Origin of the sequence: Mycobacterium sp. RTGN5, assembly GCF_033804465.1 — a bacterium.
GTDB lineage: Bacteria > Actinomycetota > Actinomycetes > Mycobacteriales > Mycobacteriaceae > Mycobacterium.
On sequence record NZ_JAPZLA010000003.1, the window covers coordinates 490,152 to 512,926 of the forward strand.

Genomic DNA, 22,775 nt, shown 5'->3' on the forward strand with positions numbered 1-22,775 from the left:
TCAATCAACTGGAGGTTAGACAGCTATGGCCGGACCACTACATGGATTGCGCGTCGTTGAATTGGCCGGCATCGGCCCGGGTCCGCACGCCGCGATGATCCTCGGTGACCTGGGCGCCGACGTCGTCCGGATCGATCGGCTGGGCAAGGGCATGGGCATCCCCAGCAATGACTATCTGCTGCGCAACCGTCGCTCCGTGGGCGCCAACCTCAAAGACCCAAACGACCGCGACATGGTGCTCGGGCTCATCGCCAAGGCCGACATCCTCATCGAGGGTTTCCGTCCGGGCGTCACCGAACGGCTCGGGCTGGGCCCGGAGGACTGCGCGAAGGTCAACGAACGGCTGATCTATGGCCGCATGACCGGTTGGGGCCAGACCGGCCCGCGCAGTCAGCAGGCCGGCCACGACATCAACTACATCTCGCTCAACGGCATCCTGCACGCCGTCGGCCGGGTCAACGAGCGCCCTGTCCCGCCACTGAACCTGGCCGGTGACTTCGGCGGCGGCTCGATGTTCCTGCTGGTCGGCATCCTGTCCGCGCTGTGGGAGCGGGAGCGCTCCGGCAAGGGGCAGGTCGTCGACGCCGCGATGGTCGACGGCTCCAGCGTGCTGGCGACCATGATGTGGGCCTTCCGCCACATGGGCATGTGGGGCGACGTGCGCGGCACCAACATGCTCGATACCGGCGCGCCCTACTACGACACCTACGAATGCTCCGACGGTCGCTACGTCGCCGTCGGCGCGATCGAACCGCAGTTCTACGCCGAACTGCTGGAGAAGCTGGGCCTGAACGCCGCCGACCTGCCCGATCAGAACGATATGGCCAGCTGGCCAGAACTGCGAGCGGTGCTCACACAAGCTTTCGCCGCCCACGACCGCGACCACTGGACCACGGTGTTCGCCACCAGCGACGCCTGCTGTACTCCGGTGCTGTCGTTCGCCGAGGTGGACGCCGAGGCGCACAACACCGAGCGCGACACCTTCTACACCGAGCAGGGCTCGACGTTCCCGGCGCCGGCCCCCCGGTTCTCGCGGACCGTGCTCGACGCGCCGGATGCGCCCGGCGTCCCGGGAGCCGACAACGAAGCAGTGCTGAGGGACTGGGTATAGTCCCCAACCAACCAGTAGGTCGACCTAGCGAGAGGAAAACCATTCGTGGAGATCAAGGACGCCGTAGCCGTCGTCACCGGCGGCGCCTCGGGCCTGGGCCTGGCCACCGCCAAGCGTCTGCTCGACAGGGGCGCATCGGTGGTGGTGATCGACCTCAAGGGTGAAGAGGTGGTGGCCGAACTCGGCCCGCGCGCCCGCTTCGCACAGGCCAATGTCACCGACCCCGAGTCGGTATCGGCCGCCCTCGACCTCGCCGAAGAGCTGGGACCGCTGCGCATCAACGTCAACTGCGCCGGCATCGGCAACGCCGTCAAGACCCTTGGCAAGGATGGGCCGTTCCCGCTCGACTGGTTCAACGCGGTCGTCCAGGTCAACCTGATCGGCACCTTCAACGTGCTGCGGCTGGCCGCCGAGCGGATCGCCAAGACCGAACCGCTCGGCGAAGAGCGCGGTGTCATCATCAATACCGCGTCGGTGGCCGCGTTCGACGGCCAGATCGGCCAAGCCGCCTACTCGGCATCCAAGGGCGGCGTAGTCGGCATGACCCTGCCGATCGCCCGGGATCTGGCCCGGGACCTCATTCGGGTCGTCACCATCGCGCCCGGCTTGTTCAAGACGCCGCTGCTGGCCGGTCTGCCCGAAGAGGCGCAGAAGTCACTCGGCCAGCAGGTGCCGCACCCGGCCCGGCTCGGCGACCCCGACGAGTACGGCGCACTGGCGACACATATCGTCGAGAATCCGATGCTCAATGGCGAAGTGATCCGCTTGGACGGCGCGATCCGGATGGCACCGAGGTAACTAGATGACAATCACGACGAAGTTCACCGAGGTTTTCGGTGTCGAGCACCCGATCGCCCAGGGCGGCATGCAGTGGGTGGGTCGCGCGGAACTCGTTGCGGCCGTGGCCAATGCGGGTGGGCTCGGGTTCATCACCGCGCTCACGCAGCCGACGCCGGCGGACCTGGCCAACGAGATCGCCCGCACCCGGGATCTGACCGACAAGCCGTTCGGGGTGAACCTGACGATCCTGCCGGCGATCAATCCGCCGCCCTATGACGAGTACCGCCAGGTGATCGTCGACGCCGACATCAAGATCGTGGAGACCGCCGGGTCCAACCCGGCCCCGCATCTGCCGATGTTCCACGACAACGGCATCAAGGTGCTGCACAAGTGCACCTCGGTGCGCCATGCGGTCAAGGCGCAGAGCCTGGGCGTGGACGGCATCAGCATCGACGGTTTCGAGTGCGCGGGACATCCGGGTGAGGACGACATCCCGGGCCTGGTGCTGATCCCGGCCGCGGCCGACAAGATCGAGATCCCGATGATCGCCTCGGGCGGGTTCGCCGACTCGCGTGGCCTGGTGGCAGCGCTGGCGCTGGGCGCCGACGGCATCAACATGGGGTCGCGGTTCATGTGCACCGTCGAGTCCTGCATCCACGAGAACGTCAAGGAAGCGATCGTGGCCGGTGACGAGCGCGGCACCGAGCTGATCTTCCGCAGCCTGCACAACACCGCCCGGGTGGCTTCCAACCTCGTCTCGCGCGAAGTCGTGGAGATCCTGAAGGGTGGCGGTCAGTTCGAGGACGTCAAGGATCTGGTGGCAGGCGTGCGCGGCCGCAAGGTCTTCGACGACGGGGATGTCGACGCCGGCATCTGGACCGTCGGCACCGCAATGGGCCTGATCAACGACATCCCGACCTGTGGCGAGCTGATCAGCCGGATCGTCAGTGAAGCCGAGGACATCATCTCCCGCCGGCTGGCCGGCATGGTCACATCCAGTGCAGACGCAAAAGTGCCCGCCTGATCACAGGCGGGCACTACGCGTGTCACAGAAGCTCTCCGGAGGGCGCCACACCGCTGTTCAGCGGTGATGGCGCCTTTCGGCGCTTGGCTCAGCTGGCGTTAGCCAGCGGAGGGAGATCCTCGAACTGCTCCGAGGTGTCGCCCTCCACCAGGAAATCTCCGTGGTAGAGCTCATCGAAGTCGATTTTGATGACATCGGCACTGGTGTCGTCGATCCACATACTCAGGACTCTATGAGTCACTATTAAGGAAACTTTGAGCCACGATTCGGAGTTTTCTGGCAATCCTTACTCCCGAGTCAGGTGCCGGGTTACTCAAGAGTCAGGTCGTGGGTTACTGGCGAGTCACTTAGCCGCAGGTCAGGGCCAAAAACCACCTGCGACTAGGGTGGTTTCCAGTAGGAAGGACACCACAACCCATGGCACAACAAACTTTTGACAACCCGTTCTTCGCCCGCTTCTGGACAGTGCTTTCGGCCCACGAGTCACGAGCCATGCGGGACCTCCGCCGGGCCAATCTCTTAGGGCTGTCCGGGCGTGTCCTCGAGGTCGGCGCGGGTACCGGAAGCAACTTCGCGTTCTACCCCGATTCGGTGACCGAGGTCGTCGCACTCGAACCCGAGACCCGGCTGGCGCCGCGGGCCAAAGAGGCCGCCGCGGCGGCCAAGGTTCCGGTCACGCTCATCGAGTCGACGATCGAGACCATGCCCGCGACCGAACCCTTCGACGCGGTGGTGTGCTCGCTGGTGCTGTGCTCGGTGGCCGACCCAGACGGGGTGCTGCGCCAGCTCAACGCGGCGCTGAAGCCGGGCGGCGAGCTGCGCTACTTCGAGCACATCGCCAGCGCCGGCTGGCGCGGCGGGTTGCAGCGGCTGGCCGACGCGACGATCTGGCCGCGGTTCACCGGAAACTGCCACACCCACCGCGAGACGGAGCGTTCCATCGCGGGCGCCGGGTTCGTCATCGAGACCGCGCGCCGAGACGCCATGCTGCCGGCGTGGGTCCCGTTGCCTGCGCAAGAGGTCGCGCTGGGCCGCGCGAGTAAGAGCGCTTAGTTCTGCTTGGTTTGCAATAGCTCGGGCAACTGTTGCAGCAACCGGGGCAGCGCCGTGCTCGCCGACTCGCGAATCGAAATGGTCGCGCTGTCCGATAGCGGGGTCGGTTCCGGATTGACCTCGACCACGACCACACCGCGGGCCCGCGCCACATCGGGCAGCCCGGCCGCCGGGTAGACGATCCCCGAGGTGCCGACGACCACGAGGATGTCGGCGGTGGCGACCGCCTCAACCGCCGCCTGCCACGGCTCGTCGGGAAGCTGCTCACCGAACCACACGATGCCGGGGCGGATCAGCCCGCCGCAGATGTCGCACTGCGGCGGCATCTTCTCCAGTTCGGGCTCGGGCATGTCCGGCAGCGGGCCGTGATAGCGGGATCCGCAGGTGTCGCACCAGAATTCGAAGAGGCTGCCGTGGAGATGGTGCACAGTCGTGCTGCCGGCCCGCTCGTGCAGATTGTCGACGTTCTGCGTGATCACCGTGACGTCGGCATAGTCCTCCCACGCTGCGACCGCGCGGTGACCGTCGTTGGGCTCCACCCGCTCGACCAGGTGATGCCGCCACAGGTACCAGGCCCACACCCGTTCGGGATGCTCTTTCCAGCCGTCGGTGCTGGACAGCTTGTAGGGGTCGTACTTGGCCCACAGCCCGGTCTTGTCATCGCGAAACGTCGGCACGCCGCTCTCGGCGGATATCCCCGCCCCGCTCAGCACCGCGATACGCACATCCCCAAAATAGCCGGTCTAAGCGATACTTAGCAGGTGTCGGAGTTGGGGCTTGGACTGCGCATAGACGCAGGGGGCGCGCGTCCACTATTTGATCAGCTCAGAACGCAGGTCATCGAAGGTATCCGCGAGGGGCGGTTGCCGCCCGGCACCCGGTTGCCGACGGTGCGCGAGCTGGCCGGCCAGTTGGGGCTGGCGGTCAACACCGTGGCGCGCGCCTACCGGGAGCTGGAGACCGCGGGGATCGTCGAAACCCGGGGCCGGTTCGGGACGTTCGTGGCGCGGGCCGATCCGGCCGACGCTGCGATGGCCGCCGCGGCCAACGCCTACGTGGAAGCCGCCCGCGCGCTCGGGCTGGGCAAGCACGAGGCGCTCCAATACCTGGACTCGGCGTTCGGCTGAGGCGTCAGCCGAATTCCGGCCCTAATCGAATTCCAACAGGGTGTAGGCGCCGCGGAACCGTTTCGTCGGACCGAAGTGCCAGACCGCGGGGAACAGCGTCTGGAACAAGAAGCCGCGGCCCCTGGGCATCGGGATGTCGTGCACGGCTTTGATTCCCGGCACGGTCTTCGCCAGCTCGGCCAGTTGGATGGTGCTCAGGCTGAACGGCATCGGTGGCACCCGGTAGTGCCGTGAGGACTTCAGCCCCTTCGGGGCGAGTCTCTTGACGAACACCGGCGGCAGGTCGAAAAACATCTGTCCGCCGGGAAAATGCTTGGCGCACTGGACGATAAGATCCATCGCCTCCTTGGGCTGCAGGTACATCAGCAAGCCCTCGGCGGTGATGAACACGCCGTTGTCGGTATTCACCCGGTCCATCCAGCTGTAGTCCAGTGCGGACTGTCCCAGCGCGGTGATCCGCGGCGAGGACGGCAGCAGCCGCTCGCGCAGCTCGATGACCGGTGCCAGGTCTACCGACAGCCATTCGAACTGCGGATCGGGCACGGCCTCGGTCAACCGCCAGAAGCTGGTCTGGAAGCCCTCGGCCAGTGCGACGACGGTGGCTTTGGGGTGCCGGCTCAGGTACTCGACGGCGCAGGCGTCGACGGCAAGCGAGCGCAACGCCATCTCCTGGCCCTTGCGGCCGAATTTGTCGAAGTCGAAATCGATGGAATCGACGAGCTTGATGGCCATCGGGTCGTGCAGGATCGCGCCGGGCAGGCCGGCCTGATGGGCGCGGCCATTGAGCGTCATCAGCGCGGTCTCCGAGACGCCACCCAGTTCGCTGGCGTCGATCTTCTTCGCTGTCATTTCACTACCTTTGCCAGCGTGCGCAGGTTGCGCGTGGTGGTCGACGACTTGTAGCGCTTCTTGCCCATCGTCTTGCCGATGGTCGAGTCCAAGGTGGAGGCTTTGGGTACCTGCCAGTACACGACACCGTCGCCGCGGGCGATCTTCTCCTCCGGACCGGGGTCGGCTTCCAGCGCGGCGAGTTCGTCGAGAACCTCGGGATCGCTGACGAACGTCACATACGAGTGGTGGCCGTCGACCTCGGCTTCGAAGGGATACGCCTCGGCGACGGCGCGGACCGTCTCGAGTTCGTAGACCAGCACCCAGGCGTCGTAGCCGAACGTACCCCGCAGTGTGGCTTCGGCTTTCGTGCGCACCTTGGCCGTGGTGGTGCCGCCGTCGAGCAGCACGTTGCCGCTGGCGAGGATGGTCCGGACATTCTTGAATCCGGCGTCGGTCAGGGCCGCGGCGACGTCGGCCATCTTCATGTTCACGCCGCCGACATTCACACCGCGCAGGAAAGCCGCATAGCGGGTCATGTTCTCGATGCTAGCGACGTAGTCTCGATGAATGAGCCGTCACGTGTTCGACGACAAGCTGCTGGCGGTGATCGCGGGCAACTCACTGGGTGTGCTGGCGACCATCAAACGCGACGGCCGCCCGCAGTTGTCCAACGTGACGTACCACTTCGACCCGCGCACTCAGGTCATCGAGGTATCCATTACCGAACCGCGCGCCAAGACCCGCAACCTGCGGCGCGACCCGCGGGCCTCGATCCTGGTGTCCTCCGATGACGGCTGGTCTTATGCCGTCGCCGAGGGGAATTCCATCCTCACGCCGCCGGCGGCCTCACCGCACGACGACACCGTCGAGGCGCTCATCGCGCTCTATCGCAACGTCGCCGGTGAGCATCCGGATTGGGACGACTATCGCCGCGCGATGGTCACCGACCGCCGGGTGCTGCTGACGATGCCGATCTCGCATGTGTACGGAATGCCGCCGGGCATCCGCTGACGAGCTTGCTGCCACGTTAGGCTGACCGGCATGGCCGAATCAGAGTCCGATCCGCAGGACGACACCAAGCAGAAGTTCCGCGAGGCGCTGGAGCGCAAGAAGACGAAATCGGCGGCCGGCGCTGCGCACACCGACCGCGGTGGCAAGCAGTCCCGCGCGCAGGGGCCGGTGGAGAATCGCCGGGAGTTCCGCCGCAAGAGCGGCTAGCTGGCGACCTGCTCGGGAAGCTTTGCCGCGGAGCGACTTCCGCACAGGATGCGCGCGCTGACCAGCGCGATGAGTACGACCGCGATGCAGTACAGTCCGTCGTCCTTCAACCCCCACTTCACCGACACCAGGGTGGCCAGCCCTGCCACGCACAGCAGGATGCCGACGGCCACGCTGCGGGCGCCGTTGACCGCGATTGGGCCGTCCCAGCCGGGCAGCGGCTTGTTCTCCAGCGGCCGGAGTCCGACGAAGAGCACCGCGACCAGCGCCGCCATCAGCAGCAGCTGCGCGACGGAGATCGCCAGGAAGTCTGGCTGGCCGGGATAGCGGGGATGGCCGGCGACATCGAACAGCAGATGGATCCCGAGCAGGGCCGGCACAGATCGAACCTCTGTTTGTCAGTGCGGTTATGCGCGGCGCAGGGGCCCTGGCCGGTTGTCGGTCGCGATCACGGTGCGGGGCCGCCACTATTCGGGCGTGAACGCAGAGATCCATCCCCCACCCCTTTGATGCACTTGCGACGAAAGGGGGTGCTGGCAGTACATGGATAGGCAGGCACTGCCACCGAGGGGATTTTGACAGTTCACTGGTGATGTACCGCAAATTCGCGACTCACTCGGTGACCGTGCAAGAACAGGAAAGGCATCCGAAAATCATGAAGAAACTCGCGCAGTGCGCACTCATCGCGGCCGCGTCGATCGTGACAGCGCTGGGACTTGCCACGCCCGCAGTGGCCGCGTCGAGCGGGCCGGCCAATGCGTTGGAGACAGTGAAATCTCTTGAGGCGCAGGGATACAACGTGGTGACCAACAAGCTCGGTAACGCTCCGCTCGACCAGTCCACGGTGATTGCGGTCCGCCCCGGACGCGACGTCACCCACTACGTCGCGCAGCCCGGAGAGGCCGGCGCCACAGAAGTTGTTCGCTACCGCACCGTCTACGTCGACATCGCCTGAGCATTACACCGGAGTGGACTGCGCGGTGCCGCGCAGCCACCCAGTCTCGCGGCGTATTGCAGGAAGAAAACTGAAGCAGCAGAGAAGAAATTGAGAATTGGAGTTACCGATGAAGCACATCAAAATTGGCAAGTTGGACGTTTCCCGGATCGGTCTGGGCGCCATGTCGATGTCCGGCTTTTACAACATCGGGGAGGGTAGCGAGGCCGAGTCGATCCGCACCATCCACCGGGCGTTGGAGCTGGGTGTCACGCATATCGACACGGCCGAGATCTATGGCCCGTACCGCAATGAGGAACTGGTCGGCCGCGCCATCAAGGGCCACCGCGACCAGCTCGTGTTGGCGACGAAATTCGGGCTGGTCTCCCATTCCGGAGGCGGACCGGGCGTACGCGACAGCAGTCCGACCAACATCCGTACCGCGGTCGAGGGTTCCCTCAAGCGCCTTGGTACCGATCGCATCGACTTGTACTACCAGCACCGGGTTGACCCGGATACACCCATTGAGGACACCGTGGGCGCGATAGCCGAACTGGTGGCTGAGGGCAAGGTCGGCCACATCGGACTATCCGAAGCCTCACCCACAACGATCCGCCGCGCCCACGCGGTCCATCCGATCACCGCACTGCAGACGGAGTACTCCCTGTGGACGCGCGACATTGAGGGGGAACTGCTGCCGCTGCTACGCGAACTGGGCATCGGCTTCGTGCCCTACTCGCCGCTTGGTCACGGCTTCCTCACTGGCCAGATCCGTTCCGCCGCAGACATTGCCGACGACGACTGGCGCAAGACGAACCCGCGTTTCCTCGGCGAGAACTTCGATCGCAACCTGCGCATCGTCGACGAGGTCAAGGCAGTCGCCGACGAGGCGGGTGCCACTCCGGCGCAGATCGCGCTGGCCTGGCTGCTCGCACAGGGCAACGACATCGCCCCGATTCCCGGCACCAAGCGAGTTGCCCGAGTCGAGGAGAACACCGCCGCCGACAGCCTCGAACTCAGCGCCGAACAGATCGAGCGGCTCAACAACCTCGCCCCCGCGGCTGGCGAACGCCACGAAGAAGGGGTCATGGCCGCCATCGACCGCTGACCGTGACCTCGGTGCGCGGTCGCGGTGAGAACGCGACTTAGCGCACCGAGTCGCGGTGTCAGGAACTGGCAGCGACTCCCTCAACGGCGCGAATCCGGTGAGATTTCTTCAATGGCGCCTCCGCCGTGGCGCGCCCCAACGTAAAGGCAAAGATGATGATGCAGAAGCTGTTCCGACACATGACGGCGGTGTTCACGCTCGCGTTGAGCCTCGTGTTCGCGGTGCCCGCCGCGATGGCATCGGCCGAACCCTATAGCCATGAGGAAGCCCGCAACCTGGCCATCGTGCGCACCGGTATGGAGGCGTGGCGCGACGGCACGGGTGGAATCATCGACTCGCTCGCCGACGAGGCGACCTGGGACATCACGGGCAACGCCGTGACGTCGCGGATCTACACCAGCAAGGAGGACTTCCTTGCCAACGCCATCCGACCGTTCAACGCGCGGCTGTCGAAGCCGTTGGTCCCAACGACGGTGCGTGACTTGTACGCCGACGGTGACACGGTGGTGGCATTCTTCGACGCCGAGGCCACCGCGCGCGACGGGCTGCCGTACCGCAACACCTACGCGTGGTTCTTGACGTTCCGGGACGGCCAGATCGTGAAGGCGGCGTCGTTCTTCGACCCGATCTCGTTCAACCACCTCTGGCAACGGATCTCCCCGTAGCGAGTTGAGTGCACGAGCCGATTCTTTGTCTGCGCACACGACCGGTATGGAATCTGGACAAAAGAGGAGAAATTCGTGGGATCGCTGCCCGGCCCGTCACCCACCACCACTGCTGTCGTGACCGGCGCATCGTCGGGTATCGGCGCCGACATCGCACGCGAACTCGCTTCCCGCGGTTACGGCGTCACCCTGGTCGCGCGCCGCGAGGATCGGCTTCGCGACCTGGCCGAGGAACTCTACGAAAACGACGGGGTTCGAGTCGAGTCGATCGCCTGCGACGTCGCCGACCCCGAAGCGCGCGCCGGCCTGTTCGAGGCCGTCGCCGACCGTGGGCTGACCGTCGACATACTGGTCAACAACGCAGATATCGGAACCATCGGCCCGGTGGCCGAGTCCGCGGTCGCCGACGAAATCGCCCGGCCCGACCGGCCGACCCGGTCGGCAAGCGTCGTGGCCGCCATCTTCGGTTACTGCTCCGACGGTGCCCGTACCGCCAGCTCTACGCCGTTGGTTGTGGGACGTGCAGTGGGGCTGGATCCAGAACCCCTTGTCAGAGGAGCTTCTCGAGTGTGATGGGTAGGTCGGTGATGCGTCGGCCGGTGGCGTTGAACACGGCGTTGGCGATGGCGGCGGGGACGCCGACGAAGACCAGTTCGGCGAGACCCTTGACGCCCAGCGGGTCGGCGATGGTGTCCTCGGCGGGCAGGTAGGCCGCATCGAGTGCGGTGATGTCGGCGTTGACGGGGACTAGGTAGTCGGACATGTTGGCGTTGAGGATTCGGCCATCGCGATGGTCTACATCGGTTGCCTCTAGTAGAGCCATGCCGATGCCGCCGACCATTCCGCCGATGGCCTGGCTGTGTGCCAGCAGCGGGTTGATGATTCGGCCCGCGTCATACACCCCGTACATGCGGCGGACCCGGGTGGTGCCGAGGTGCTCGTCGACGGCAACTTCGGCGAAGACCGCGCCGAATCCGTGCATGGAGTACCCCTTGGCCGCCTCATCGGGTGTCCACGTCTGCTCGGCATCCAGCGGCCCCCAACCGCGCCTCCGCAGCAGGTCTTGATAGGACTCGCCTCGCCCTGGCTCAGCAGTGGCGAACATGCGGCCGTCGGCGACGGTGACCTGTTCGGGCCGAAGGCCATTCAGTGGTGAACCGGGGTCGAGGACCGCGGTGCGAATGAGCCGATCACGCAGCATCAGGCCCGTCTTCTGGACCGCGGACCCGACACTGGCCATCGTCGTCGACCCTCCGTGCACGGGCGCTGGTGGCATCGTGGAATCGCCGAGCGCGAAGCGGACTCGGGCCAATGGCAAACCGAGTGCGTCGGCGGCGACCTGGGTCATCGAGGTGTAGGTGCCCGGGCCCATATCACCGGTGGCGGTCTGCACGTCGGCGGTGCCGTCGGGATTGATCCGCGCTGTCACGGTGCACGGATTGACGAGTGTGTGATACACCCCCGCTGCGGTGCCTATGCCGATGAGCTGGTTCCCGTCGCGCGTTGCGCGGGGTGTGGGATTGCGTTTCGACCAGCCGAAGGTTGCCGCGCCCTGCTGGAAGCAGTCGGTGAGTCGTCGTGTCGAGAATGGTTGGTCGGTGGAAGGGTCACGCTCTGGTTCATTGCGCCGCCTCAACTCGACGGGATCCATGCCGAGCCGGTGGGCGAGATCGTCGATCGCAGATTCCAAGGCGAAGGCGCCGCTGGTAAGGCCGGGGCCCCGCATGTAGGTAGGCGGATTGACGTCAAGGGGCACAATGCGATACGTCGAGCGCATGTTGGGCGAGCTGTACATGAATCGCGGGACCGCAGGCAGGTTGTCTTCATAGCCGTCGTAGCGCGAATTCTCGATCCGGGCTTCATGAACGATCGCGTCGATGTGTCCGGACCGGTCCGCCCCGATGGCCAGCCGCTGCCGACTGGTGGAGCGGTAGCCGACGGCGCTGTAGTACTGCTTTCGGGTCAGTGCCAGCTTGACGGGGCGGCGCAGTTGCCGGGCCGCGAACGCGGCCAGTAGCTGATGGGGCCAGGTTTTGCCGGCAGAGCCAAACGCCCCGCCGATGAATGGCGAGATGATGTGGATCTGGTCGGCGGGGATGCCGAACGCGGTGGAATAGGCTTCCAACGCCCATGTGATGCTTTGCACCTTGTCCCACACGGTGAGCCGGTCGCCATCCCAGCGGGCGATGGTGGCGGGGATTTCCATCGGATTGTGGTTGTTTCTGGCGATCGAGTACTGCCGATCGGAGACGACCGGCGCGGCGCCGAGGGCCGCGTCGGCGTCACCGCGGGCGTAGTCGGCCACCCGCGCCGTCTTCCCCGGTTCGGGCACTGCGTAGGGGGAGTCGATGTCGGTCAATGGTGGGATGCTGCCGCTGTAGCGGACTTTCACTAGCGCGGCGCCGTGGGAGGAGGCTTCAAGCGTCGTCCCCACCACGATGGCCACCGGTTGCCCGAAAGCCGCCAGCTGTTGGGGCTCGTAGGGCAGCTTCACCCCGGTGAAGTCGGTCAGCACCCGAAGCACATCGGGATGCCCAAGTGCTTCGTCGGCGTCCACACGGTCGACTCGCCCGCGCGCGACTGTGCTGCACACCAGCACCGCGTGCACCAGATCGGGGATGGGGTTGTCCGCGGCATAGAGCGCTTTCCCGGTGACCTTGAGTCGACCGTCGACCCGGGTAACCCGCTGCCCCGTGAACGGCGCGGGTGCAGTGGGCCGTGTCATGGCCGTGCCGCCACGGCCGCCAACTGGCGCTCAACCGTTCGCTTGATCAGTTCCACCTTGAATCCATTCTCGGACAGCGGCCGTGCCCCGTCGGCAGCGAAAGCTGATGCACTGCGCCATAACTCGGGGCCAGCAGGGCGTCCCGCCAGTACCCGCTCAACAGCGGGAAGTCGCCAGGGCACGGTCCCAACACCGCCGACAGCAACCCGCGCGGAGCGCACCAACCCGCCGCGGATGTCCATGGCGACCGCCGCCGACGTCAGCGCGAACTCGTAGGACTGTCGGTCGCGGACTTTCAGATAACCCGATCTACGCGCTTCGGGGCTCACCGGGACTTCTATCCCGGTAATAAGCTGACCCGGACGAAGGTTGTGCTCGCGATCGGGCGTTTCTCCTGGCTGCCGGAAGAAGTCCGCGATCCGAATCATGGCTTGCCCGTCGATATCCCGCACGAGGACGGTTGCATCCAGAGCAACGAGCGCCACCGCGAGATCCGAAGGATGGGAGGCCACACACGCATTGCTTGTACCGAAGATGGCGTGGGTGCGGTTGTGACCGCCCACTGCCGAGCAGCCCGCACCAGGAGTGCGCCGGTTGCACGCCGCGGTGACATCACGAAAGTACAGGCACCGGGGACGCTGCATGAGGTTACCGCCAATGGACGCCATGTTCCTCAACTGCGGCGATGCGCTCAATTCCAGGGCTTCGGCGATGACCGGAAACTGCTCGCGCACACCAGGATGCGTGGCTAGGTCTGACATCCGGACCAGTGCGCCGACGCGGAGGATATTGCGCTGCAGCTCGATATGTCGGTACGGCAGTGCGTTGATGTCGACCACCGACTGCGGACGTTCGACGGTCTCGCGCATCAGATCAATGAGGGTCGTGCCACCTGCGATGTACCGCGCCCCGGATGCGCCAGCGCCAAGCGCCGACACCTCGTCAACGGCTTTGGTGAAGCTGAAGGGGTACATGTTGACTACGCCTCTTTCGCCGCGATGGCGATGGCGTCGACGATGTTGGTGTAGGCGCCGCAGCGACAGATGTTGCCGCTCATCCATTCCCGTATCTCGGCAGGGGATCCGGTGTGGCCCTCCTTGATGCACCCGATACCGGACATGAGCTGGCCCGGCGTGCAGTAACCGCACTGGAAACCGTCGTTGTCGATGAACACCTGCTGCAACGGATGCAGCTGACCGTTGCGCTCCAAGCCCTCGACGGTGACGATGTCGGCTCCGTCATGCATCACCGCCAGTGTCAGGCAGGAGGTGATCCGTCGATCGTCGACCAAGATGGTGCAGGCACCGCATGCACCTTGGTCGCAGCCCTTCTTCGTACCAGTGAGGCCGGCACGTTCGCGGAGCACGTCCAACAGCGAACTGCGATTGTCCACCGGGATTTCGCGTTCCCCACCGTTGATGCTCAACCGTACGACCGATGTCGCGGGTTCGTCATCGTTTCCGCATCCGGCCAGCAGCGATGTCGTCGCAACCACGCCGCCGACCGCGAAGGACGCGCCGACGAAGGTGCGGCGGTTCAACTCGAACCGGGCATCGGCAGCTGATGAAGCCGTATCGTCCGACATATCTGATTCCGTCCAGGTCATCAACGCGGGCTGTCCTGATGTGCGAACTTCAAAGACAACCACTGTCGAGTGCCGGGTGGGAGTATCTGGCTATCCAGGTACTGGCAGCCCCCCCGAAACATCGGGTCAGGAAACACCAAGGGATTCGGCCACTGACGCGAGGTAATCGACATGCGCATTGACCGAGTCAAAACCGTGGCCCATTGTGGCGATTGAGACGTGGGTGCCGCCGGCCGCACGCCAGGTCTCGACATCGGCGAGAAGCTCTCCATCGCGACGGAGCGTCACATACTCTGCCCCGAACTCCTCGACCGACCTGCCGAGTTCTGCCACCCGCCGACAGATGCGATCCTTGCCGTCCAACGCGTTGTCGAACCCGCGGCCGCCAAAGAAGATGAACCCATCCCCGAGCCGCGCGGCGCGCTCGTACGCCCTATCGCCGGATCCACCAAGCCAAACCGGGATTCGGCCAGTCGGCTTTGGCATGAGAGCGGCTCTGTCTACTCGCTCGAAGCGCCCCGCGAAATCCACGACCGGTTCGACGAACAACCGGCGCAGCAGGTCGATCTGCTCCTCCTGGCGGGCACCTCGGCTCCGGAAGTCATAGCCGAGGGCTTCGTACTCGACGTGATTCCAGCCCACACCAACGCCGAGCCGCAACCGGCCTCCTCCTGATAGCAGATCCACATCGGCAGCCTGTCGTGCAACGAGCGCAGTCTGGCGTTGCGGAAGGACCAGAACTCCGGTGGCGAAACCGATGCGCGACGTGATGCCCGCCAGATAGGCGAACATCACGAACGGGTCGTGAAACGGATCGTGCTCGTCGTAGGGGCCCGGTAGCTGCGGCTTTCGGCCGGCGTGGACCGCACCCAGCACGTGATCGTAGGCTAGAAGGTAGTCAAAACCGAGATCCTCCACTGCTTTTCCGATCCGTCCGACAGCACCGGGGTCTCCTCCCAGCTCTATTTGCGGATACACCACACCGATCTGCATAGCCTCAATCTCCTTCCGGCGCCGAACCCGAACCGCGTTGCGGCAGAGGCGTCGGTCGACGTGCCGAGGAACGCAACCGACTGCGTTCGCGGAAACGCATTCGCATGCGTGAAGTCCGGGCGAACCCCCACACGTCGCGCAAAGCCGTTTCATCAATGATCGCCAACCACGGCGGGGAGGAGTCGATCATTGCGGTCGCAGAGCGGTGGCGGCGAACGTTTTCCATGTCCGCCAGAAAACGCCCGGAAGGTGGGGCTCGGAAGGCTCTGTTGTTCCAGGTACTCGTAGTACTCCCCATACCGTTGCGCAGCGGAGTCGGAGACGACTACTGAATTCTGCTCGTAGAGAGGCGAATGCGCGGCACGACCCAGGGCGTTCGGCGCGAGGATATCTCTGGCCACCGCCGATTGCCGCCGTAGGCGGTGCCGATCAATCGGCAGCCGACGCCTGCTCGGTGAGCTGGGTTTCCTGGCTGGCAACCCACGAGGCGAGAAGCTTCAACGCGTCCGCGGTGGGCGAACCTGCCGGTGCGGTATAGACGTTCAGTCGTAGACCAGGCTCCGAGGGTAAATCCATCGCCTCGAAGTCGAGGTCGAGATGACCGACGACCGGGTGGTTGAGACGCTTGCGGCCCGAGCGGTGAAAGCGTACGTCTTGGGAGGCCCAGCGCTGCCGAAAGAGCTCACTGCGGGTCGACAGCTCACCGATCAACTCGATCAGCCCTTCGTCATGCGGGTTTCGGCCCGCCTCGAGGCGAAGCATCGCGGCGGAATCCCGGGCGACCTGGTCATAATCGATGAAGAACTCTTCTGCCGCTTCGGGATTGAGATACACGAAACGGGCGGAGTTCGCGGGTCGTCGAGCGTCAGCGAGCATCGGCGCATAGAGAGCGCGGGCAAGTTGATTCATCGCCAGGACGTCGTGACGGCCATTGCGTATCCACGCAGGGGCGTCGGTGATCGCATCGAGAACCTGCTGCAGCACCGGCCGAACTGTCACAGGCGTCTTACGCTTGCGACGACCGCTGGCACCGGATTTCCTCGCCAGCGCGAACAGATGGTCACTCTCGGCCTCGTCGAGGTGTAGAGCCGTGACAAGCCCGTCGAGTACGCTCTCCGACGCTCCCGCCAGGTTGCCGCGCTCCATCTGCACGTAGTAGTCGACGGACACGCCAGCGAGCATCGCCACTTCTTCGCGGCGCAGTCCCTTCACCCGGCGGTTTCCGCCATATGCCGGCAGGCCGGCCTGCTCGGGCTTGATTCGCGCCCGCCGTGAACTCAGGAACTCACGGATCTCGCTGGTCAGGTCTAACGCGGTCATAGCTCCACGGTAGGCTCGGCGGGCGAACTTTGGGAGATACTGCCGTTACCCTGCACGGCAGCGCGCCACCTTGCTCTCACTAGTGTGTGACGAGCCAGGTATTGACAGAACACCTTTCAGCGCATCTGCCCAACATAACCTCAGCGCATGCGCAACAGGGATAACGTTCGCGAATTCCTTGCGACCCGCCGGTGACCAGACGACCTGAGAATGCCGTGCCGACCTAGTGTCTGGTTCAGACGCGGGGTGAAGACTTCTGAACGGTCATGAAGTTGGCATATCGGTGCCACACAGGTCGGATTTAGGGTGGACGTCATCTTGTGTTGCGGCCCAACTGGCGAGCAGGCGCAGCGCATCCTCGGACGGAGTACGCGGCTCGGCGCTGTAGGCGGTGAGGGTCAATCCGGTCTCAGCCGTTAGTTCCATGACCTCAAAGCTCAGGCTCAGGTCGCCGACCGCCGGGTGGTGAAAGTGCTTGACGCCGGTCCGGTGCAGTAATACATCGTGGACGGCCCAATGCGAGCGGAAAGCGTCACTGCGGGTTGAGAGTTCGCCGACGAGATCAGTCAGGTCACGGTCGAAGGGGTTGCGGCCGGCTTCGGTGCGGAGCAACGCAGCAGTGGCACTGGCCGCGGCGTCCCAATCGGGATAGAACGCGTGCGCCTGGGGATCCAGGATGTTGAAACGGGCCAAGCTCAAGTGCCGGGCCGCGGTGGCGTACACGGGCGCGTAAAGCGCGCGCCCGAGTCGGCTCGTGCCGACGATGTCCAGCCGGCCGTTGAGGACGATCGCCGGCACCTCGGTCATTCCGTCAAGAACGCGTTGCACGCTAGGCCGGAGCTGCTGCGCGGATAGCCGGCGCCGAGCACGCGGGCGGGTGTTGGCTGCCTGAGCCAGGGCGTAAAGGTGCGCGCGTTCGGCTTCGTCGAGGCGCAGCGCACGCCCCAGGGCATCGAGCACGCTGTCGGATACTCCGGTGAGGTTGCCGCGTTCCAGGCGCGCGTAGTAGTCAGTGCTCACGCCAGCCAGCATGGCGACCTCTTCACGGCGCAGGCCGGGGACGCGCCGTCTTCCGTAGGTGGCCAGGCCTGCCTGCTGAGGCGTGACCTTGGCTCGCCGGCTAGCGAGGAACTCGCGGATGTCGTTCCTGTTGTCCATAATGACCAGATTACGTCCGCGTGGTCGGGCGAAAGGCGTTCTGCCATTCCATGGTTAAACAATCCCTGGTACGGGCGGGATATCTCGACTTAGCTGGCAGCACGGATGTAGCGTCGGCCCCCGCAGGGGGTCGCATCGCAGAAATGCAGCTCGCGCGGCTGCCACGCCTAACCGGTCGCGGCGCTCAATCCGATCGTTCCGTGGGGCATGGCTTGGCGGTCATGTCCGACCATATTCACCTCTCGGACAGCGCTGCAGAAGTCGTCGCCGAACTCATCGAAGACTTCGCTAATTCAGCACCTCAGTAGGCACGACGTGACCGCAACGACACGGCGGAATGACGGGCCGACCATGCTCGTTTACCACCCCTACTTTTCGACCTGAAGTATCTGGCGCCAATCGGCCATCGACCGCGATATCCTGCGGGGTGAATGATCGCCCGCAACGAACCGAACTGACGGGTGCTTTCGGTAACCCGTTGCAGCCCTGCGTCATCGATGATGTCGAGCGGGAGCGGTTCTACTGTTGCCCGGTGACCCCGATTGCTGGGCTCCGCGGCGACCGCCGTTTCTTCCCGGTCGACGAGCAGTATGACTCGAAGGACGTCGCCAATCGTTCCGCACCGGCGGGTGGGGTACTAATTTTGGAAGCCATTGAGGTGACAGCTGATATCGCCGACGAGATCGTTGTGGATGATCCGATTTACGAATCGCCAACGGCCCTGGTTGAATTCGAATGTGTCGTGCCATCGGCCTGCCAGGATCGGTTGCAGCACTAGGTTTGGGAGGGCCTGCAGTGCCACGTAATACGACCGGGCAGTGGCCGATCGTTCGCCGTCATCGACCTCGATGATGAGGTTGGTGATCAGGTGTTTGGTGCGCGGGATTCCGTCGTACATCCGGACGGTGTGCTCGATCAGTGACCGCATGGCTTCGGCGCCGTACATCTCGTGATCGGAGCCGGCCGCACGTACGACGGCCCCGTCGAAGAGCGACCCCAACGCAGCAAGATCGCCGGTGTCGAGCAACTCAGCGTACGAGTACACCAGATTCGCGATGGCCTGTGTGTGATCTGTCATCGACGACAGGCCCTCCCCGTGATGTCGGTGTCGATGGCGGTGGGATTGGCGTTCACCGCGGTCACGTCATATCCCCGTCGTGGGGCGGCTGAAACCGTCGGACTGCCGTGCGATGAAGGCGTTCCAGTCGGACGCCCGTTCGACGAGAACATCGCGGACTTGGTCATCGGTGTAGACCATGAACGTGTCGTCGAGAATTGCCGTGGCGACTTGTTCACCGACCACCTGCGGATCGAGGACGGCGAACTGTGCTCCTGGCGGCCGGGTTTCGACGCTGGGCCCGAAGGTGGGTGGCATCGTCGCCATGATGTTGGTCATGACGGGGCCGGGGCACAGCACCGTGACGCCGATCCCCTGGGGGTGCAGGTAGAGGCGCAACCCTTCGGAGATCTGGATGATCGCAGCTTTGGCGGCTGCGTAGGGCAGTCGGTCGTAAGAGTAAGTGAACAATCCGGCGAACGATGCGGTGTTGACGATGTGGCCGTGGCGCTGCGCTATGAGCAACGGCAAGAAGGTCGCATTGCTGCGCACGACGGACATCAGATTGATGTTGATGATCCGTTCCCATTCGTTGATCGGCAGGTGGTCCGGCCGGCCACTGGTGAGGACCCCGACGTTGTTCATGATGACGTCGACCCCGCCGAAGCGGTCGATCGCGAATGTCTTGAGATCGTCGAACGCGGAGTCGGCGCCGACGTCGCAGACCACCGCGGCTGCATGGCCGCCTGCCTGGTTGATCTCTGCGGCGACACCCTCCGATCGGGATGCGTCGATGTCTGCGACGACTACGTTCGCTTCGCGTCGGGCCAGGGAGTGCGCGGTGGCACGGCCGATTCCGCTAGCGCCGCCGGTGACGATGGCGGTGGCTCCTTGCAGAGACTGCATGTTGGCTCCTTGGTTTCGGCTCTGTGAGGTGTAGGGGATTCGATTCACCGCGCACCGCTGCCGCGGTCGTTGTCGTCGCTGGGAGTTCCTCATGTACTGGAGCTGCACTGAATGGTTCTGCGGTTCAGCGCACGGTGAACCCGGCGTCTAGCGGCCACGCAGTGCCGGTGATGAACTTGGCCTCGTCCGAGACCAGGAACGCCACCGCATTGGCGACGTCCTCGGGTTGCAGGATCGGCAACGGTAGGGCGTTCTCCATACCGGAGATCGCGTTTGCGCCGCCGGCTGCTGCCTGTTCCATCAGCGCGCTCATGGCATCGTTCTGGGTCATGCCGCTAGCCACCCCGGTGGGGTGAATGGTGTTCACTCGGATCCATTCGGGTGCAAGATAATTCGCCAAGTTCTGCATGAGCGCGACGAGGCCGCGCTTCGCCGCGGCGTAGGCGTTGCCACTGGCGTTCAACGACGCGGTTCCCTTGAGGCCTGCCGTCGAACTGGTCAGCACGATCGATCCACCCCGCCCGCCCTCGCGCATGACCGGCAGGGCGGCCCGCACCGTCTGATACGCACCCGTCAGGTTGGTGTCGATGACGTCGTGCCAGTCGGCCATGAAGTCCTCGGATTCTCCGGCGAGCCGTACGATTCCAGCGTTGGCGATGATGATGTCGATGCGGCCGAACTGTTCGACGCCTTCGTCGACCGCCCCGACCAGGTCGCGATATCGCCTTACGTCGGCCTTGCGCGCCACCATGCGCCGGCCTTCTTTCTCGACCAGGCGCACCGTCTCGTCGAGGTCTGCCTCGGTCGCGTTCGGGTAGCCCATCGACGCGATGTCCTCGCAGATGTCAACACCGATCACGTCGACGCCCTCGCTCGAAAGCCGGACCGCATGCGCGCGGCCCTGGCCGCGTGCGGCGCCGGTGATGAACGCGACGCGTCCCTCGAGACCTGCTGGCATTTCCGTCACTCCCGTCCTCGACGTCGTACGTTCGAACGTGTTGGTGCATCCGTCCCATTCGGCTCGACCCCGAAGCTGCTGTCAGTGGCTCATGTTGCGCCCAGCCGTGATTCGGTTCCACGACTCCGTGGCGACCTGCTGAAGCACTCGGCCCTTGGCGAACCCGCTGTAGGCGGAGAACTGCAGCACGACTTCGTTCATCTCCTCGAGAGTCAGGTCGCCCGACTCGAGCGCCGATCCGACGTGGGAGTAAATCGGGCCCAGCGCGTCGGACACGCCGACACATGCCACCGTGATGAGCCGACGCTCGCGGCGGCCGAGGTTGGGACGCTGCCACAGGTGGCCGAAGACAAACCCCAGGATGCCGGCCTGGAAGTAGGGCGAATCGCGTGTCGGAGCAGGGAGAAGGTTCACCTCGACGAAGCATCGTTCCCCTGCGCGGAGGCGTTCTTCGTGGTCGGTGGGGCCAAGGGAACGCAGCGGAAGGTCTGGCCGCGGCGCGACGTCCTGGCCGCGTTCGTCCGCTAGTCGCGCGTACTGGCTGCGTGCGGCGACCTCGGCCTGGGAGCCCTTCGGCCAGCCGCAGTACACCGCGAAGTGCAAGACGAATTCCAGCAGCTCCTCGAACGTGATGTCACCGCTGGCCAGCGCGGCATACACGTGATCATCGATCTCACCCACCACATCGGATGCGCAGACGCACGCCAGCGTGACGAATCGGCGGTCGCGCCGGCTCAGGCCGGGCCGCGACCATACCTGCCCGAACACGAAGTCCGCCGACGCGGCTGCCAAGGGTGACGACGTCGACGACGGGTCGGTTCCCATCACGTCCCGAAAAGCATTCGCTGCGGGGGTGTCCATCGAAGCCTTCTTTCGTTCAATCGACTGAATAGTAAGTCGAAGGACTTAATTCGTCCAGTATGGGATTATGGCGCGCATGTCGAAAGCGGTGCCGGTTGTGTCCTCGGCAAAGCAGCAGCTGGTGCTCACAGCCGAGCGGCTGTTCGCCCAGCACGGCTTGGCCGGTGTTCCGCTACGGCAGATCGGCGCCGAGGCAGGCATGGCGAACAAATCGGTCGTGCAGTATCACTTCGGGTCCAAGGAAGGACTCATCGAGGCAATCCTGGTGAATCGGCTCGAACAGCTGCTTCGTCGGCGGCAGCTGTTGGAAGCCCGCACTCCAGCCGAGGATCTGCGGGCTGTGGTTGAGGCTCACCAATTGCCCTTGATAGAACTGGCTGAGGATCAAAGCTGTTACTACCTACCGTTTTTGGAGCAGTTGCTACGCCATCATGGCGATGCGTCAAACCCGCTGGAGCGGTTGCCAACGGCCCACAATGACTCCCAACAGGCCTATATCGATCGGGTGGGGAGTCTCATCGACCACGTACCACAGCCACTGCGGGATCAGCGCATTCATCAGGTATCGGCAATATGTGTTCATACGTGCGCCGACCGTCACCGCGCTCTGGTGCACGGATCGGCTGTCTCGTCCTACGCCTTGCACGTCAGTGCTTTCCTCGACGGCGTCGTGGCACTACTCACCGCACCTGCCTCCGAGCAGACGTTGGCCGCGCTCCAAGGGACGACGCCCGAACGTCCGGCGCTCCAGTCCTTGCCGTGACGGACGGGACGGGCCCGCGTCGCCGTGATGGACAGTTCTGACCCGATCAGGATGCGCCGCTCGGGTAGCCCGACGACCATCGCAAGGCTCAGCGAGTTGGTGCAGTGCCTGAAGCGGTCGGATCCACGAATCGTGTTTCGGTCCAATCAGTCAGTGCGTCACGGTGTTTGATGCACCATTCGCCATCAACCCGCGTGTACTGGTCGCGATACCTCATGAACCAGACATAGTCGGTCCCGCCGTGGTCGTCCCCGGTCGTTAGATGATGGGCCACGCCGTACGCCTCGCCGGAGGCCGCGTCGCCATCAACAGTGAACCTCGCGTTCGCAACCAAGTGAAAACTCTTGGTGCACATCCGGGGAATGATCTTATCGACGATCATGGCGAGCTCCTGGTGGCCCGTCCTTTGCATTGTCGGATTCTCCGACTGCCCAGGCGGATAAGAGCATACGGTCGCATCGGGGTGGAATACGGCAAGAAACGCATTGCAGTCCCTGCGGTCGATGCTACTGGCGTATGCGTACGAGAGATCCAGCAGTGCGTCGTGATCTGTCTGACCGGTTACGGCCATGGTGCCTCCGTGTTGGTTGACCTTCGC

The 22,775-nt window shown here is 64.6% G+C and carries 26 protein-coding genes and 2 pseudogenes; 12 read left to right on the plus strand and 16 right to left on the minus strand.

Going from position 1 to position 22,775, the window contains the following annotated elements; genetic code table 11:
* Positions 1 to 25 precede the first annotated feature (25 nt).
* Genes SLQ31_RS19340 through SLQ31_RS19350 form a run of 3 tightly spaced genes read left to right on the plus strand, consistent with a single transcriptional unit; the run spans position 26 to position 2,915 of the window.
* Positions 26 to 1,111: a CaiB/BaiF CoA-transferase family protein gene (locus SLQ31_RS19340; protein ID WP_319435615.1), complete on the plus strand. Its 1,086-nt coding sequence runs from the start codon at positions 26 to 28 to the stop codon at positions 1,109 to 1,111.
* Positions 1,112 to 1,156: 45 nt separating this feature from the next.
* Positions 1,157 to 1,909: a 3-hydroxyacyl-CoA dehydrogenase gene (locus tag SLQ31_RS19345; protein ID WP_319435616.1), complete on the plus strand. Its 753-nt coding sequence runs from the start codon at positions 1,157 to 1,159 to the stop codon at positions 1,907 to 1,909.
* Between the two features lie 4 nt (positions 1,910 to 1,913).
* On the plus strand, positions 1,914 to 2,915 hold the full coding sequence (locus tag SLQ31_RS19350; protein ID WP_319435617.1) for a nitronate monooxygenase family protein: 1,002 nt from the start codon (positions 1,914 to 1,916) through the stop codon (positions 2,913 to 2,915).
* A gap of 88 nt (positions 2,916 to 3,003) precedes the next feature.
* Here SLQ31_RS19350 and SLQ31_RS19355 read toward each other — a convergent pair whose 3' ends face one another.
* Positions 3,004 to 3,135, minus strand: a complete 132-nt coding sequence (locus SLQ31_RS19355) for a hypothetical protein (RefSeq protein WP_005147116.1) — start codon at positions 3,133 to 3,135, stop codon at positions 3,004 to 3,006.
* Positions 3,136 to 3,332: 197 nt separating this feature from the next.
* Between SLQ31_RS19355 and SLQ31_RS19360 the strand changes: the two genes are divergently transcribed.
* Positions 3,333 to 3,968 carry a class I SAM-dependent methyltransferase gene (locus SLQ31_RS19360; protein ID WP_319435618.1) on the plus strand — a complete coding sequence of 212 codons (636 nt, stop codon included), beginning with the start codon at positions 3,333 to 3,335 and terminating at the stop codon, positions 3,966 to 3,968.
* Here SLQ31_RS19360 and SLQ31_RS19365 read toward each other — a convergent pair.
* The gene (locus SLQ31_RS19365; RefSeq protein WP_319435619.1) at positions 3,965 to 4,693 is read right to left on the minus strand and encodes an NAD-dependent deacylase; all 729 of its coding nucleotides are present in this window, start codon (positions 4,691 to 4,693) and stop codon (positions 3,965 to 3,967) included. The two genes, SLQ31_RS19360 and SLQ31_RS19365, sit on opposite strands and share 4 nt — an antisense overlap.
* Positions 4,694 to 4,729: 36 nt before the next feature.
* On the opposite strand from SLQ31_RS19365, the gene SLQ31_RS19370 reads away from it, so the two are divergent.
* Positions 4,730 to 5,095 (plus strand): GntR family transcriptional regulator, encoded by a 366-nt coding sequence (locus SLQ31_RS19370; protein ID WP_319435620.1) that lies wholly within the window; start codon positions 4,730 to 4,732, stop codon positions 5,093 to 5,095.
* A gap of 21 nt (positions 5,096 to 5,116) precedes the next feature.
* Here SLQ31_RS19370 and SLQ31_RS19375 read toward each other — a convergent pair whose 3' ends face one another.
* A complete protein-coding gene (locus SLQ31_RS19375; protein WP_319435621.1) occupies positions 5,117 to 5,944 on the minus strand; it encodes a class I SAM-dependent methyltransferase in 828 nt (275 codons plus the stop codon).
* Positions 5,941 to 6,462, minus strand: coding sequence for a DUF1697 domain-containing protein (locus SLQ31_RS19380; RefSeq protein ID WP_319435622.1), 522 nt, complete (start codon positions 6,460 to 6,462; stop codon positions 5,941 to 5,943). Before SLQ31_RS19380 ends, SLQ31_RS19375 begins: the two co-directional genes overlap by 4 nt.
* A gap of 31 nt (positions 6,463 to 6,493) precedes the next feature.
* Between SLQ31_RS19380 and SLQ31_RS19385 the strand changes: the two genes are divergently transcribed.
* Together SLQ31_RS19385 and SLQ31_RS19390 are read left to right on the plus strand one after the other, a co-directional pair.
* Complete coding sequence (locus SLQ31_RS19385) at positions 6,494 to 6,937, plus strand: PPOX class F420-dependent oxidoreductase (protein ID WP_319435623.1); 444 nt, start codon at positions 6,494 to 6,496, stop codon at positions 6,935 to 6,937.
* 30 nt (positions 6,938 to 6,967) lie between these two features.
* Positions 6,968 to 7,144: a DUF5302 domain-containing protein gene (locus SLQ31_RS19390; RefSeq protein WP_319435624.1), complete on the plus strand. Its 177-nt coding sequence runs from the start codon at positions 6,968 to 6,970 to the stop codon at positions 7,142 to 7,144.
* Here the strand turns inward: SLQ31_RS19390 and SLQ31_RS19395 are convergent.
* A pseudogene (locus SLQ31_RS19395) lies at positions 7,141 to 7,524 on the minus strand (acyltransferase); the annotation flags it as partial. The gene SLQ31_RS19390 and the pseudogene SLQ31_RS19395 sit on opposite strands and share 4 nt — an antisense overlap.
* Positions 7,525 to 7,799: 275 nt before the next feature.
* Between SLQ31_RS19395 and SLQ31_RS19400 the strand changes: the two are divergent.
* From SLQ31_RS19400 to SLQ31_RS19415, 4 genes and pseudogenes are all read left to right on the plus strand, one after another.
* Positions 7,800 to 8,099 (plus strand): hypothetical protein, encoded by a 300-nt coding sequence (locus tag SLQ31_RS19400; RefSeq protein WP_319435625.1) that lies wholly within the window; start codon positions 7,800 to 7,802, stop codon positions 8,097 to 8,099.
* Positions 8,100 to 8,208: 109 nt separating this feature from the next.
* Entirely contained in the window at positions 8,209 to 9,186 is a 978-nt protein-coding gene (locus SLQ31_RS19405) for an aldo/keto reductase (RefSeq protein WP_319435626.1), read from the plus strand.
* Positions 9,187 to 9,344: 158 nt separating this feature from the next.
* Positions 9,345 to 9,851, plus strand: coding sequence for a nuclear transport factor 2 family protein (locus tag SLQ31_RS19410; RefSeq protein WP_319435627.1), 507 nt, complete (start codon positions 9,345 to 9,347; stop codon positions 9,849 to 9,851).
* 75 nt (positions 9,852 to 9,926) lie between these two features.
* Positions 9,927 to 10,271, plus strand: a pseudogene (locus tag SLQ31_RS19415) (SDR family NAD(P)-dependent oxidoreductase); the annotation flags it as partial.
* A gap of 130 nt (positions 10,272 to 10,401) precedes the next feature.
* On the opposite strand, the gene SLQ31_RS19420 reads toward SLQ31_RS19415, so the two are convergent.
* The 10 genes from SLQ31_RS19420 to SLQ31_RS19465 form a co-directional block, all read right to left on the minus strand.
* Entirely contained in the window at positions 10,402 to 12,576 is a 2,175-nt protein-coding gene (locus tag SLQ31_RS19420) for a xanthine dehydrogenase family protein molybdopterin-binding subunit (RefSeq protein ID WP_319435628.1), read from the minus strand.
* Positions 12,573 to 13,550: a xanthine dehydrogenase family protein subunit M gene (locus SLQ31_RS19425; RefSeq protein WP_319435828.1), complete on the minus strand. Its 978-nt coding sequence runs from the start codon at positions 13,548 to 13,550 to the stop codon at positions 12,573 to 12,575. Before SLQ31_RS19425 ends, SLQ31_RS19420 begins: the two co-directional genes overlap by 4 nt.
* 5 nt (positions 13,551 to 13,555) lie before the next feature.
* Positions 13,556 to 14,161 (minus strand): (2Fe-2S)-binding protein, encoded by a 606-nt coding sequence (locus SLQ31_RS19430; protein ID WP_319435629.1) that lies wholly within the window; start codon positions 14,159 to 14,161, stop codon positions 13,556 to 13,558.
* Positions 14,162 to 14,287: 126 nt separating this feature from the next.
* Positions 14,288 to 15,154, minus strand: a complete 867-nt coding sequence (locus SLQ31_RS19435) for a TIGR03619 family F420-dependent LLM class oxidoreductase (RefSeq protein WP_319435630.1) — start codon at positions 15,152 to 15,154, stop codon at positions 14,288 to 14,290.
* Between the two features lie 429 nt (positions 15,155 to 15,583).
* Positions 15,584 to 16,474 carry a helix-turn-helix transcriptional regulator gene (locus tag SLQ31_RS19440; RefSeq protein ID WP_319435631.1) on the minus strand — a complete coding sequence of 297 codons (891 nt, stop codon included), beginning with the start codon at positions 16,472 to 16,474 and terminating at the stop codon, positions 15,584 to 15,586.
* 264 nt (positions 16,475 to 16,738) lie between these two features.
* Positions 16,739 to 17,632, minus strand: coding sequence for a helix-turn-helix transcriptional regulator (locus tag SLQ31_RS19445; RefSeq protein WP_319435632.1), 894 nt, complete (start codon positions 17,630 to 17,632; stop codon positions 16,739 to 16,741).
* A 637-nt stretch (positions 17,633 to 18,269) separates the two neighbouring features.
* Entirely contained in the window at positions 18,270 to 18,710 is a 441-nt protein-coding gene (locus tag SLQ31_RS19450) for a nuclear transport factor 2 family protein (protein ID WP_319435633.1), read from the minus strand.
* Between the two features lie 66 nt (positions 18,711 to 18,776).
* Positions 18,777 to 19,595 carry an SDR family NAD(P)-dependent oxidoreductase gene (locus SLQ31_RS19455; protein ID WP_319435634.1) on the minus strand — a complete coding sequence of 273 codons (819 nt, stop codon included), beginning with the start codon at positions 19,593 to 19,595 and terminating at the stop codon, positions 18,777 to 18,779.
* Positions 19,596 to 19,719: 124 nt separating this feature from the next.
* Positions 19,720 to 20,553, minus strand: a complete 834-nt coding sequence (locus tag SLQ31_RS19460; protein WP_319435635.1) for a mycofactocin-coupled SDR family oxidoreductase — start codon at positions 20,551 to 20,553, stop codon at positions 19,720 to 19,722.
* An 81-nt stretch (positions 20,554 to 20,634) separates the two neighbouring features.
* Positions 20,635 to 21,414 carry a carboxymuconolactone decarboxylase family protein gene (locus SLQ31_RS19465; protein WP_413642508.1) on the minus strand — a complete coding sequence of 260 codons (780 nt, stop codon included), beginning with the start codon at positions 21,412 to 21,414 and terminating at the stop codon, positions 20,635 to 20,637.
* A 76-nt stretch (positions 21,415 to 21,490) separates the two neighbouring features.
* Between SLQ31_RS19465 and SLQ31_RS19470 the strand changes: the two genes are divergently transcribed.
* A complete protein-coding gene (locus tag SLQ31_RS19470) occupies positions 21,491 to 22,177 on the plus strand; it encodes a TetR/AcrR family transcriptional regulator (protein WP_319435636.1) in 687 nt (228 codons plus the stop codon).
* Positions 22,178 to 22,265: 88 nt separating this feature from the next.
* On the opposite strand, the gene SLQ31_RS19475 is transcribed toward SLQ31_RS19470, so the two are convergent.
* Positions 22,266 to 22,748: a nuclear transport factor 2 family protein gene (locus tag SLQ31_RS19475; RefSeq protein WP_319435637.1), complete on the minus strand. Its 483-nt coding sequence runs from the start codon at positions 22,746 to 22,748 to the stop codon at positions 22,266 to 22,268.
* Between the last annotated feature and the right edge of the window lie 27 nt (positions 22,749 to 22,775).